14 protein-coding genes are annotated in these 13133 nt (G+C 38.2%); 6 read left to right on the top strand and 8 right to left on the bottom strand.

Going from position 1 to position 13133, the window contains the following annotated elements:
• Nucleotides 1–93 precede the first annotated feature (93 nt).
• Nucleotides 94–669, top strand: coding sequence for a TetR/AcrR family transcriptional regulator (locus BLR36_RS09250; protein WP_175454026.1), 576 nt, complete (start codon nucleotides 94–96; stop codon nucleotides 667–669).
• A gap of 103 nt (nucleotides 670–772) precedes the next feature.
• On the top strand, nucleotides 773–2863 hold the full coding sequence (locus BLR36_RS09245; protein WP_093061460.1) for an MMPL family transporter: 2091 nt from the start codon (nucleotides 773–775) through the stop codon (nucleotides 2861–2863).
• 52 nt (nucleotides 2864–2915) lie between these two features.
• On the opposite strand, the gene BLR36_RS09240 is transcribed toward BLR36_RS09245, so the two are convergent.
• The 4 genes from BLR36_RS09240 to BLR36_RS09225 all read right to left on the bottom strand — a co-directional run bounded on the left by BLR36_RS09240 (nucleotide 2916) and on the right by BLR36_RS09225 (nucleotide 5039).
• Nucleotides 2916–3485 carry a manganese catalase family protein gene (locus tag BLR36_RS09240; protein ID WP_093061459.1) on the bottom strand — a complete coding sequence of 190 codons (570 nt, stop codon included), beginning with the start codon at nucleotides 3483–3485 and terminating at the stop codon, nucleotides 2916–2918.
• 14 nt (nucleotides 3486–3499) lie between these two features.
• Nucleotides 3500–3766 carry a spore coat protein CotJB gene (locus BLR36_RS09235; protein ID WP_093061458.1) on the bottom strand — a complete coding sequence of 89 codons (267 nt, stop codon included), beginning with the start codon at nucleotides 3764–3766 and terminating at the stop codon, nucleotides 3500–3502.
• A complete protein-coding gene (locus BLR36_RS09230) occupies nucleotides 3763–3981 on the bottom strand; it encodes a spore coat associated protein CotJA (protein WP_093061457.1) in 219 nt (72 codons plus the stop codon). The genes BLR36_RS09235 and BLR36_RS09230 overlap by 4 nt, the downstream gene beginning before the upstream one ends.
• Nucleotides 3982–4130: 149 nt before the next feature.
• The gene (locus BLR36_RS09225) at nucleotides 4131–5039 is read right to left on the bottom strand and encodes an AEC family transporter (RefSeq protein ID WP_093061539.1); all 909 of its coding nucleotides are present in this window, start codon (nucleotides 5037–5039) and stop codon (nucleotides 4131–4133) included.
• Nucleotides 5040–5183: 144 nt separating this feature from the next.
• Here BLR36_RS09225 and BLR36_RS09220 point away from each other — a divergent pair, with 144 nt between their 5' ends.
• The 4 genes from BLR36_RS09220 to BLR36_RS09205 all read left to right on the top strand — a co-directional run bounded on the left by BLR36_RS09220 (nucleotide 5184) and on the right by BLR36_RS09205 (nucleotide 9208).
• Complete coding sequence (locus BLR36_RS09220; protein ID WP_093061456.1) at nucleotides 5184–5750, top strand: NADPH-dependent FMN reductase; 567 nt, start codon at nucleotides 5184–5186, stop codon at nucleotides 5748–5750.
• A 108-nt stretch (nucleotides 5751–5858) separates the two neighbouring features.
• On the top strand, nucleotides 5859–6629 hold the full coding sequence (locus tag BLR36_RS09215; RefSeq protein WP_093061455.1) for a 3-hydroxyacyl-CoA dehydrogenase: 771 nt from the start codon (nucleotides 5859–5861) through the stop codon (nucleotides 6627–6629).
• Between the two features lie 267 nt (nucleotides 6630–6896).
• On the top strand, nucleotides 6897–8060 hold the full coding sequence (locus tag BLR36_RS09210; protein ID WP_093061454.1) for a thiolase family protein: 1164 nt from the start codon (nucleotides 6897–6899) through the stop codon (nucleotides 8058–8060).
• Nucleotides 8060–9208, top strand: a complete 1149-nt coding sequence (locus BLR36_RS09205; protein ID WP_093061453.1) for an acyl-CoA dehydrogenase family protein — start codon at nucleotides 8060–8062, stop codon at nucleotides 9206–9208. The genes BLR36_RS09210 and BLR36_RS09205 overlap by 1 nt, the downstream gene beginning before the upstream one ends.
• Nucleotides 9209–9305: 97 nt before the next feature.
• Here the strand turns inward: BLR36_RS09205 and BLR36_RS09200 are convergent, their stop codons facing one another.
• From BLR36_RS09200 to BLR36_RS09185, 4 genes are all read right to left on the bottom strand, one after another.
• A complete protein-coding gene (locus tag BLR36_RS09200) occupies nucleotides 9306–9611 on the bottom strand; it encodes a hypothetical protein (protein ID WP_093061452.1) in 306 nt (101 codons plus the stop codon).
• Between the two features lie 86 nt (nucleotides 9612–9697).
• The gene (locus BLR36_RS09195) at nucleotides 9698–10804 is read right to left on the bottom strand and encodes a 5-methyltetrahydropteroyltriglutamate--homocysteine S-methyltransferase (protein ID WP_093061451.1); all 1107 of its coding nucleotides are present in this window, start codon (nucleotides 10802–10804) and stop codon (nucleotides 9698–9700) included.
• Between the two features lies 1 nt (nucleotide 10805).
• Nucleotides 10806–11993: a cystathionine beta-lyase gene (gene metC / locus BLR36_RS09190; RefSeq protein WP_093061450.1), complete on the bottom strand. Its 1188-nt coding sequence runs from the start codon at nucleotides 11991–11993 to the stop codon at nucleotides 10806–10808.
• Complete coding sequence (locus BLR36_RS09185; protein ID WP_093061449.1) at nucleotides 11990–13108, bottom strand: methionine biosynthesis PLP-dependent protein; 1119 nt, start codon at nucleotides 13106–13108, stop codon at nucleotides 11990–11992. Before BLR36_RS09185 ends, metC begins: the two co-directional genes overlap by 4 nt.
• Between the last annotated feature and the right edge of the window lie 25 nt (nucleotides 13109–13133).

Below are 13133 nucleotides of genomic sequence, written 5' to 3'. Positions count from 1 at the left end.
AATTTGTCAATTGCCTTGACTTCAGTATATTTATAGTGTGGTTTAAGTATTTCAATTTATGTACTATACTATTTGTGTAGTGAGGTGAGAAGAGTGGCACGTGAGCGTAAATTTACTAACCCGGAGTTATTTAAAGCAACGAAGTTATTGCTAATAGGAGATGGCTATGATTCCTTTACATTTAGTAAGTTAGCATCAATGATGGAAGTTTCGCGTGGAAGTATATATAAATATTATGAGAACAAAGATGAACTAATTTCAGCATTTCTAGTATATGAAATGAATCGATTTCTTCAAGATTTTAATGAGCTCGACAAAAGTGGTGATTTTAAAACACAGCTATTTTTAGTTATTGATTTTATTTTTAGTCATAGTGAGATCCATCAAATATTGGAGATTATCAATCAAATCCCTAAAAAGTCTAACAACCCATACCTATCTAATCAAACACGATTAAAAACATATTATGTTGAAATGTACAAACAATTTCAGATTATAATCGAGCAAGGAAAGAAAGAAAAAGTGATTAAAAATCATCTATCTAATGCTATAATTCTCGGGATGATTTTTCAAACCATTGCAATTCCTAATCATTTTGGGATTCCTCAGGATCAATGGATAGCTTCAATAAAGGAAATTTTAAGTGAAGGAATGTTCACAAAAGATTAATTGACATACCTGTCACTTTTGCACATAATGTAAAAAGCAGGTATGTTTTTTTATTCAAAGTGACACAAGTGTCATTATCTTAATGGAGTAGGAAGTGATCTTAGTGAAAAAGTTGCTAGGGAAAATAACAGATTTTGTTACGTCTCGAAAAGGTATGTGGATTACTTTAGGCGTTTGGATTGCCCTCACTGTAATACTTACAGGTGTTGCACCAGGTTCAAGTGATTATAAAGTTTCCAGTGTAGCCTCCTTACCTGAAGATGCCAAGTCTATTATAGCGCAAGAAAATATTGACGAGCATTTTAAGGATGCAGAAAGCCTGCCTGGAATACTAGTTCTTCAGTCAAAAGAAGAAATTGATGTTACAACACTTGGAGCAGCATTAGACAAAGTAGCAGCGGCGGATATTAATGGTATGAAGGAAATGATTCCATTTAATAGTTTGCCACCTCAAGCATTGGAAGGTTTTTTCTCAGAAGATAAGAAAACATCTGTAATTCCCCTTAGTTTTGTCACTAATCTAGAAACGTCTGACTTAGAAGAGAGCCTCGATCAGGTGAGAGAAATTGTAGCTGAGGAAACTGGTTCAACGGTTTATATGACAGGACCAGCTGGAATTGCTGTAGATACAACGAATTTATTTGAACGTGCTGACCTTGTATTAATATTGTCGACAGTAGGGATTATATTAATACTTTTAATTATCATTTATCGTTCTCCATTATTAGCGCTAATTCCGCTTTTAGCAGCAGGTGTTGTGTATCAAGTAGTCAATCAAATACTTGGAATTTTAGGTGCTACCGGATTAGATTTAGCTAGTCAGTCTTTATCCATCATGTCTATATTATTGTTTGCAGCAACGATTGACTATTCATTATTCGTGTTCTCTCGTTACCGTGAAGAACTGAAGAATTATGAATCTAAATTCGATGCTATGAAATATGCAATGCGTGAGACTGGAATTCCTGTATTCTTTGCAGGGGGTACAGTTTTAGCAGCAATGCTCGTACTGTTCTTTGCATCATTTGGCGATTATCGTAATTTTGCTCCAATTTTTGGGACCACGATGCTTGTTATTATGTTTGCTTCTGTCACGCTAATTCCAGCATTATTTACGCTTTTCGGTCGCAAGTCATTCTGGCCACGAATTCCAAAGTATGGGGAGAAGGAAGTAAAAGCAAACTCATTATGGAACAAAATTGGGACATTTGTTGTTAATAAACCAGTAATTGCAGCAGTATCGATATTAGTTATTTTAGTAGCTTCTGCGTTAAACTTATTTAATCTTAAATATGAGTTCGATACGATTAAATCTTTCCCTGCTGACATGCCATCCCGTGAAGGGTATGAAGTAATTGAAAAAGAATTTGAAAAAGGGGATTTAGCTCCAACAACTGTCCTGTTTGAATCCAAAAGTGGAGTTACAGAAGAAATGCAAGCAAGTCTAGTTGATCAGTTATCCCAACAAGACTTAGTGAGCAGTGTTCGTGCTTCAGGAATTTCAGAGGATGGATTTGCAGCACAATTCCAACTTACATTCGAGGAAAGTCCATACTCTACAGAGTCAATGGATGCCTTGGAATCTCTGATTGATGATGCAGATAATATTGTCAAAGCCAGTGATGTAGATGGAGAATTGTACTTTGCTGGTGAAACTGCATCACAAGTAGATGATCGTTCTGCCAATAACCGAGATCTGATCATTATTGTATTACTTGAAACGCTGTTAATCTTTGTCTTATTGATCACGTTAACAAAATCTATTAAAATGCCAATTTATATGATGGGTACTATTTTATTGTCCTTCTTGGCAGCACTTGGCTTAGGGATGTTCTTAACGAATATATTCTTCGATATTGATACGATTAGTAATCGAGTTCCGCTGTATTCATTCGTATTCTTAGTAGCACTTGGAATAGATTATAATATTATTCTCATTTCAAGATATTTAGAGGAACGTGAAAAGCGTTCCGTTAAAGAAGCGGTTCAAATTGCGGTTTCACACACAGGTGGAGTTATTTCGTCGGCAGGAATCCTGCTTGCCGCAACATTCGCCGTTTTAATGACTCAGCCAATCCAACTGCTATTCGTTTTCGGATTTATCGTAGCAGTCGGCATTATTTTGGACACATTCTTAATACGAGGAATCCTTTTACCAGCGTTAATTGTCCTATTTGAAAAAGATAAAAAGTAATTTAAAACGCATGGTCTTTTGGAATTTATCCAAGATGACCATGCGTTTTATTTTAAAATATCTTCTTTCTATCTCTTTCATCCTTGAGCATTTCAACTGCCTCACGGAAACGAAGCGAATGAATATTTTCTCGTTCTCTTAAGAAACGTAAAGCATCGTTAATACCGGGATCATCTGATATATCGATTAACCACTGATAGGTTGCGCGTGCTTTTTCTTCAGCAGCAATATCCTCATAGAGGTCGGCGATAGGATCACCTTTAGATTGAATATAGGTTGCTGTAAAAGGGACTCCTCCTGCATTCTCATAAAATAATGAATGACCATGATTAACAAAATGGGCACCTAAACCTGCTTTTTCTAATTGTTCAGGAGTAGCATCCTTCGTTAATTTATAAATCATAGTTGCGAGCATTTCTAGATGGGAGAATTCCTCAGTGGAAATATCCGTAAGCAGTCCAATTACTTTATCCGGTACAGTGTACCGCTGGTTCATATATCTAAGTGCAGCTGCCAGTTCACCATCAGCACCTCCGTATTGCTCCATAATATATCTTGCGAGCATCGGATTACAGGTGGTTACCTCAACAGGATAAAGCAACTTTTTTTCATATACCCACATCTAATTTCTCCTTTCTATAATTGCCATGGCCAAGGTGCTTGATTCCAACGCCAACCAACTTCTAGCGCCTGTCTAGAGGGTGCGGATTTTAGGGATATTGGTCCAAATTTATTTTCATATTGTTTGCGTGCAGCTGCAGCGTCTTTAATCGCAACTCTCCATTGCTCTAAGGCGTCTTCATCATCGGGGTGTGTGTCCGTGTATAATGTCCATTCCACAACAACAAAATCCGTTTGTTGTACTTTTTTTAACAGAGCCATTCTTTCATCAAAAACACTCATGAAATTCCTTCCTCTCTGAAGAATCCATCCACAAATTGGGGCCAGAGCGAACCATGAATTAACGCCTCCTCTGGAGAAAACTGAGGTAGACCAGGCTGCTGGAAATTGGTGAAAATCTGTGGAGGCAACACAAAATACTTCACTGTAATCGGGGGGCAGGGATCCCGTGGGGAAACAAAAGGCTTAAAACTTCCTCGATAACTAGGATGTTGCAAATGTCATCACTCCTTCTACCTAACCTATGAAGCTAGAACTTGTCTAATTCTCAACAAAATTGTTTTTTTATATAACGTAATGGCGAATACAAAAAACTCTTATTAGCAAAGAAAACTAATAAGAGTTCGGCATTTTACTCTCTACTACTCTAAGATATTCCTAAGAAAAATAGAACTAGCGGAATAGAAATAATGCTGACGAGAGTTGTAACTAAAGTTGTAAACGAAACAAGATCCGGTTCGGTATTAAACTGCAATGCTAACATTGTTGTATTAGCTGCTGTTGGCATAGCGGCTAGTATAATTGCAACCTGTTTGACCGTATCATTAACCGGCAAAAAGTATAAAATCCCAACAGCCAGAAGGGGGGATACAATTATCCGAATAACAGAAACTACAGCGACGTATCGGTAAGCAACCTTTTTTCGAGAAATGACAGCTAATTGCATTCCAAGAACGAGCATCACGGTTGGTATTGAAGCGTCTGCTACAAGTCCTACTCCATCCATTACCGCTTGAGGAACAGTCACTCCGGTTTCTTGTAAAAAAATACCGAGTGCAGCTGCATACACTAACGGCATCCTTATTACGCGATGCAAGGACTGTTGCCATGTCGCCTTTTCATCACCACCAAGAGATGCAAAAAATATACCAAATGTATTGATGAACAAACCATGTAGAACCATAATTATCACAGCATAGTCAAAGCCGGTAGCCCCTAAAGCAAATAACACTACCGGAGCACCGTAATTTCCACTATTCATAAACATGCCACCTAAAATCATTGCGGAAAGTTCTGAGCGTGAAGATTTCATAAGAGTTCCCGTTATCCAAGTCAATATAAGTAAAATAATGGCCAAAATAAGACAGAATAATACGATATAAAAATATTCTATCGTTAGGGCATTAGTATAAAATGTTCGGAAAGCTAAAAATGGAGACATTAAATATAGCGCAGCTGTAGAAATAGATTTAATATCGAAACCAATAAATTTTTGTCCGATAAACCCGATAAAGAAAATAATAAAAACCGGCAAAATAATTAATATAAGTTCCACTTCAACACCTTCAATCTCCATCTATTAAAATTACTATATCATTATTAAAATATATAATGGCAATAAATGTGTAGAAATCATTCACAAGGAAATGATAAAGAAGAGTGTATAATGTCTTTAAAGAAACAGACGGAGGCAGAGATAATGTCAGTAGAAAAATTAAAAATTGGTATTGTGGTTGGAAGCGTAAGAAAAGGGCGTAATGCAGAGGCTGTGTCAAAATGGATGTTTAATTTTGCTTCAAAAAGAAATGATGCAGACTATGAATTAGTAGATTTGATAAATTATAGATTGCCTCTTCTTGGGCAAGAGATTCCTTCAGAACAGGAGGAAGAAGCCAATTCTGCGATAAAAAATTGGTCTGAAAAAATGGATACGTATGATGGTTATATTTTCGTTACTCCAGAGTATAATCACGCAGTTGGTGGAGCATTAAAAAATGCATTAGATTACTTAAACCCCGAATTAAACAATAAGGCAGCTGGTTTTGTTGGATATGGTAGTTTAGGTGGAGCACGTGCACATGAAAATATGCGTTTAATTTTAGGAGAATTACAGGTTGCAGATGTTAGTACTGCGGTTACATTCTCACTAATGGCTGACTTTGAGAATATGAGTTTATTTAGACCTGCTGCATATCACGAAGGAAACGCTCATAAAATGCTTGACCAATTACTCGCATGGGGCGGGGCTTTAAAAACGCTCCGTTAATCTAAAATCAATTTAAGTCCAAGGGAATAATATTTTTCCCTTGGACTTTTTGAGTTATAATTAAAATGTATTATTTAAAATTTTCAGACAACATAAAGGGGTGAGACAGTGGATATTCAAAACAAAGTGGCAATTGTAACAGGTGGGGCATCTGGGTTGGGGCTGGAAACTGTTAGGCATTTATTACAAAAAGGAGCTCGTGTAGTAATTTTTGATTTAAATGAAGAATTAGCTAAAAAGGTCACTCAGGAACTCGGAGAAAACGTAACCTACGAGATAGTAAATGTGGCAGATGAAGAATCTGTTCATGCAGCTATTCAGCAAACAGTAGAAAAGTTTGGGGCAATACATATTTGTGTGAATTGTGCTGGTATAGCTCCTCCGCAAAAAACAGTTGGAAAAAATGGAGCGATGCCTCTAGAAAATTTCAAAAAAGTGATAGATATAAATTTAATAGGTTCGTTTAACACATTGAGATTAGCTGCTGTAGAAATGATAAAAAATGAAACGCTCACAGATTCGGGCGAACGTGGCGTTATTATTAATACAGCCTCAGTTGCAGCATTTGAGGGACAAATGGGGCAGGCGGCTTATAGTGCAAGTAAGGCAGGAATAGTGGGGATGACCTTGCCTATTGCAAGGGATCTGTCCGCAAATGGAATACGTATCAATGCAATTGCTCCAGGATTATTCCGTACACCTATGGCAGCAGGTTTAGACGATAGAGTAATAGAAAAGCTAGAGTCGTTGGTGGAATTTCCAAAGCGACTTGGACGACCTGAAGAATTTGCTTCGCTAGTAGCTTTTATGATTGAAAACGAATATATCAATGGGGAAGTAATTCGATTGGATGGAGCAATTAGAATGCAACCAAGGTAACAAGAAAAGCGAAAGCGCCTATGTAAGCCCCGACTAGCACTGGAAGGATTTCGGAAAAGGCGTCCTTTGCCTTTAACGAAATTCTGAAGTGACTCGAGGGGCTAGGCGCTGTAGCTGGACAACAAGAAAAGCGAAAGCGCCTATGTAAGCCCCGACTAGCACTGGAAGGATTTCGGAAAAGGCGTCTTTTGCCTTTAACGAAATTCTGAAGTGACTCGAGGGGCTGATGACCGGATCAAGACAAAAAAAGCGGAGGGTGGAAATGATATGACAGAGGTTGTAATAGTAGAAGGGGTACGTACTGCAATAGGAAGAAGAAAAGGGGCACTTTCAGAATACAGAGCAGATGAACTTGCAGCTGTAGTGTTAGAGGAATTAGTAAATCGTGCAGGAGTGGATAAAGCAGAAATTGATGATGTCATTTTAGGCTGTGTCACTCAGGTTGGAGAGCAAGCTGGGAATGTCGCACGTACAGCAGCTTTGATCGCCGATTTTCCGATTCATGTACCGGGAGTGACGATTGATCGACAATGTGGTTCTAGTCAGCAGGCAGTCCATTTTGCTGCACAAGCAATTGCTTCTGGGGATATGGATATAGTCATTGCTGGTGGTGTAGAAAGTATGACGCGTACACCGATGTTTTCCAATATGGGAGACACAAAACCGAGTGCAAAGCTAACGGAGAAATATGAAATTATCAATCAAGGGCTATCGTCCGAACGAATGGTAAAGAAGTGGAATTTAATGCGTGAAGAATTGGATAAGTATGCTTCTGAAAGTCATACAAAAGCGATTGAAGCAATTGAGAAAGGTCATTTTGAAAAAGAAATTGTTGCGGTAGGGGTTCCACAAACAGATGGCACCATAAAAAGCTTTGCAACGGATGAAGGCCCTCGTCCAGGTTCTACTGTTGATGTATTAAGTGGATTAAAGCCTGTATTTGATGAAAATGGAATGATTACTGCTGGGAATGCTAGTCAAATGAGTGACGGAGCGTCTGCAGTTCTTTTAATGTCCCGTAAAAAGGCAGATGAGCTTGGACTAAAACCTAAAGCTCGTATAATAGCTCGAAGCGTTACAGGGTCAGACCCAACGCTTATGCTGACAGGTCCAATTGAAGCGACGAAAAAAGTGTTATTAAAAGCGGGACTTTCGATTGATGATATAGATACCTATGAAGTCAATGAAGCTTTTGCACAGGTTCCATTAGTTTGGCTAAAAGAGATAGGTGCCAATCCAGAAAAGTTAAATCCAGATGGCGGAGCAATAGCGTTGGGTCATCCATTAGGAGCGACAGGTACAAAATTATTAGTTACCATGCTACACAGACTTGAACGAACTGGTGGGCGCTATGGTCTTTTGGCTATCTGTGAAGGAATGGGTATGGCAAATGCCACAATTATTGAAAGAATTGAAGAGGGGGTAGAATAATGGGGAGGTATAGATTTGAGAACGAAGAGCATGAATTATTTCGAAAATCGTTGCGAAACTTTCTTCAAAAGGAGGCTGTTCCCAATTATGAAACATGGGAAAAGGACCGTCTTATTCCAAAGGACTTTTGGAGAAAACTTGGTGAGATGGGATATTTGTGTTCACAAGTAGAGGAAGATTATGGTGGTCTTGGCTTGGATTTTAGTTTCGGTGTAATTATTTCAGAGGAATTAGAGAGAGTTGGTTCAAGTTTAGTTGGAGTCGGATTGCACAACGATATTGTAGTTCCTTATATAGAGTCATTTGGTTCACAGGAGCAAAAGCAAAGGTGGCTACCGGGATGTATAACTTCCGATTTCATTACTGGCGTTGCGATGACAGAGCCAGGAACAGGTTCAGACTTAGCTAATATACAAACAACAGCAATTCGCGATGGAAATCATTACGTTTTAAATGGACAAAAGACATTCATTACAAATGGTGTTAATGGAAATCTGTTTTTAGTAGTAGTGAAAACTAATCCAAAAGCAGAACCAAGGCATCAAGGTATTAGTTTAGTTATTGTGGAAGAAGGGACTCCTGGATTTTCGAAAGGGCGTAAGTTAGATAAGGTCGGATTGCATGCACAGGATACAGCAGAGCTATACTTCGAGGATTGCCGAATTCCCATTTCAAATTTGATCGGCGAAGAAGGAAAAGGCTTTGGCTATTTAATGGAAAAACTACAACAGGAAAGATTAGTAGTCGCAATCTCTGCTCAAATTGCTTCAGAGGATATGTTAGAAATGACAATGGAGTATGTAAAGTCTCGTAAAGCTTTTGGAAAATCAATATCGTCCTTTCAAAATACACAGTTTAAAATAGCAGAGATGGCAACAAAGATAGAGCTTGGAAAATCATTTTTAGAATCCCTTATAGAGGATCATATTGCAGGGAAGGATATAGTTACTAAAGTGTCGATGGCCAAATATTGGCTAACCGAAACGGCAAGAGAAATTTCGATTGAATGTATGCAATTGCATGGTGGCTATGGTTATATGGAAGAATATAAAATTGCAAGAAGATATCGAGATATACCAGTAGCTTCGATATACGCCGGGACAAATGAAATAATGAAGGTGATAATTTCAAAGAACTTAGGTTTATAAATTAGATAATTTAGCAAATGAATGATTAAAAGCTCGACCCAGCAATTCATCACTAGGTCGAGCCTTTTGTTAATAGAATTCTGAATTCTGTTCAGATTTAGCTGCCAGCATGTCTCCATTGTGTAGGAGTTCCTGCTTTTGGACAATTAGGGAAGGTAGATCCCTCAACTAAATCCATCTCGTCGCCATCCTCATCAATATATCTTCCAGATTCCGTTACTGGTTCTCCTGAATTATGATGGTGACCTTCCGCGTGTTTCCAATAAGTAGCTATTTGTGATTCCGGACAAGAAGGGAATTTATCGCCCTTATTTAAAGTTTTGGTAATTCCAGCCTCACATGTATATGCGCCAGTTTCTTCCACAATCTCATCTGTTGCGTGTTCATACTGTTGGTTTCCCATCTTAAATTCCTCCTTCATGTTTTAACCTCTGCTATCTATTTACCCTTCGCAACATGTCTAAAACATTAGGGGGAATATTGAATTCCTTATTTCCAAACATCATTAGCGATTTGAATTACATGCTGAACCTTCGACCATTGTTCTTCCTCCGTCAAAAGATTTCCTTCTTCAGTAGATGAAAAACCGCATTGTGGACTTAAACAAAGCTGCTGTAATGGCACATATTTAGTTGCTTCTTTAATTCTATTTTTAATAAGAGCTGCATCTTCTAAATCTCCGTGTTTAGATGTGATTAACCCTAATACAATAGATAAATCTGAACGGTTAACATGACGAAGTGGTTCGAAACCTCCCGAACGTTCATCATCAAACTCAAGGAATAGACCATCTACATTTAACCCAGCAAAAATAGTTTCCGAGACTAGCTCATAACTTCCGCTAGTAATGTACGTAGACTTAAAGTTTCCACGGCAAATGTGCATCGTGACTAGCAGATCCTCGGGACGTTTTGCGATTGACTCGTTAATAGCGCGTGCTGATAATGCCAGTGCTTCATCCAATTCGAGACCTTTTTCTTTTAAGGATGCAATTCCTTCCTCTGAAAAAGTGGTTGCCCATGAAGTATCGTCAAGTTGAAGGTATCGACAACCTTCATCATAAAGTGCTTGAATTACTCCTTGATATGCCACGATTAAATCGGTTAACAAAGCTTCTTGGTTTGAATAAATGCCTTCTTCAATAGTAGCTCGGTACAGTAACATATTTGGACTAGGTATTGTGAATTTTGCTACTGCATCACCTGCGATACTTTGAAGGAACTTAAAGTGTTCAATCATATAATGCGTGCTAAAACCAATTTTCCCGTTTACTTTAATACCGTGGGCTCTAGTTTGCACACCTTTAAACGTTAATCCTTTATCTGTATCATAAAATTCTACTCCGTCAAATCCACCGAGGAAATCAAAATGCCACCATTTTCTTCTAAACTCTCCGTCTGTAACAGCTTGAAGTCCAATTTCCTTTTGTTTTGCTACTAGTTTCGTAATCTCTTCATCTTCTATTTGTTTTAATTGATCTGCTGTTAATTCATTGTTTTCAAATTGTAGTCGAGCTTCTTTTAAGCGAGCTGGTCGCAAAAAGCTTCCTACGTGATCTGCTTTGAATGGTGTATTTACAACTAATGGTTTTGACATTTTATATTCCTACTTTCTCATTTTGTTTCGATGCAATTGCTAAAGCTTGTTCAAAGTCCGCGATTAAATCATCTACATTTTCTAATCCAACCGAAAAACGTAAGAGACCATCTGTTATTCCACGTTTTTCTCTTTCCGCTTTAGGCATCGCAGCATGTGACATTTGAGCTGGATGTGACAGAATTGATTCTACTCCGCCAAGACTTACCGCAAATACTGGAATTTTAACGTTTTCTACAAAAGCCTTTGCAATGGATCTAGTCGGTAAACGGAATGAAAGAACTGCTCCGGCACTACTAGATTGCTTATTATGCGTTTCGTATCCTGGATGAGTGGAAAGACCAGGAAAATAGACTTTCTCCACTAGATCATGATCATTTAAATAGTTGGCAATTTTTCGTGCAGACTGAGCGGATTTTTCAAAACGTACACTTAAAGTTTTGATTCCTTGTATTAGTGAAAATGAATCCTGTGCTCCTAAAATAGCACCGAATGAGTTTTGGATAAACGCTAACCGCTTTCCTAATTCCTCGTCTTTTGTAACCGCAAGTCCTGCAATAATATCGCTATGTCCAGATAAAAATTTTGTAGCACTATGTAAGACAACATCTACTCCTAAATCTAGCGGACGCTGATAAATAGGTGTCATAAATGTATTATCTAAAAAAGTTAAACAACTATTGGATTTTGCAAGTTCTACGACAGCAGATATATCTGTAATACCTAAGCATGGGTTCGATGGTGTCTCAATGTAAATCAGTTTTGTATTAGATTGTATCGCACTAGCAATTGCTTCAATATCCGTAAAATCTGCAAAAGTATGCTCGATACCAAAACGAGGCAAGACTTCTGTAACAAAACGGAAAGTACCACCATATACATCTTCGGTGATAACGATATGATCACCAGCGGACAAAAGCATAAATGCCGAAGAAATAGCCGCAATTCCTGATGCAAAAGCCAGTCCTCTAGGCCCACCCTCTAATTCTGCAATCGTTTTTTCCAGTGCATCTCTCGTAGGATTTCCCGATCTGCTATAGTCATAAGGTCCAAAATCATCAAAGCCTTCTTGATGGAAAGTGGAGGATAAATAGATAGGGACATTGACTGCTCCAGTTTTTATCTCTGAATCTCCTCGTGTAGATGCAACAATAAGACTAGTTTCCAACGATTCTTTGTAGTTACTCATTTTGTAGCCTCGCTTTCTAATGTATCCAATACCTGTTTTAAATCTGCGATTAAATCTTCTACATCTTCAATTCCGACCGAAAAACGAAGTAGGCTATTATCAACGCCTCGTGCGTTCCGTTCTTGTTCAGGTATATCCGCGTGTGTTTGCGTAGTAGGATACGTGATAAAACTTTCCACACCACCAAGGCTTTCTGCGAAAACAATTAGTTGAAGTCTTTCTAAGAAAGGAGCAACCCAGTCGCTTTTCTGTAAACGGAAGGATAACATTCCACCAATACCGGGATACAATACATCTTTAACGGTAGCTTCCTGTTTTAAAAACTCGGCAATCTTTTTAGCATTTGCATCATGCTGTTTCATACGTAGGTGAAGCGTTTTTAATCCTCTTATTAATAACCAAGAATCGAAAGGGGAAAGAACAGCACCTGCAGCATTGTGATTAGTTTGCAATTGTTCGCTTAGTTCGATTCCTTTTGTAACAACAAGTCCTGCCAGAACGTCGTTATGCCCCCCGATATATTTGGTCCCACTATGGATGATAATATGCGCACCTAATTCAATTGGTCGCTGTAAATATGGGGTTAAGAAGGTATTGTCTACGATTAATAATAAATTATGTTTTTTTGCTATATCCGCAAATAGTTGAATATCTATTTCTTGCATCAAAGGGTTAGTTGGCGTTTCGATAAATAAAGCTTTTGTATTTTTTGTGATCAAAGCATTTACTTCTTCAGCGGATTCAAACTTTGCGTATGTAGTGCGAATATTATAGGAGTCAGCGTACTGGTTAAATAGACGATACGTTCCTCCATACAAATCTTCAGGAGCAATAATTTCATCACCTGAACGGAAAAGGGATAGCACCAATTGAATAGCAGCCATACCCGAACTACAGGCAAAACCAGCGTCTCCGCCTTCTAGCTTAGCGATTCCTTCTTCTAAAATAGCTCTTGTTGGATTTTTTGTGCGTGTGTAGTCATACCCTGTAGATTGCCCGATTCCATTATGCTTGTAAGCAGTGGATAGGTAAATCGGTGGGTTTACAGCCCCGGTTTTTTCATCACTATGATTTCCCAATTGTACTAGCTGTGTGTCAATACTGTTTTTTGTCATAAATATTCATCCTTTACAATTAAAA

Origin of the sequence: Psychrobacillus sp. OK028, from assembly GCF_900103605.1 — a bacterium.
GTDB lineage: Bacteria > Bacillota > Bacilli > Bacillales_A > Planococcaceae > Psychrobacillus.
This window is presented reverse-complemented; position numbering and strand designations above follow the sequence as displayed.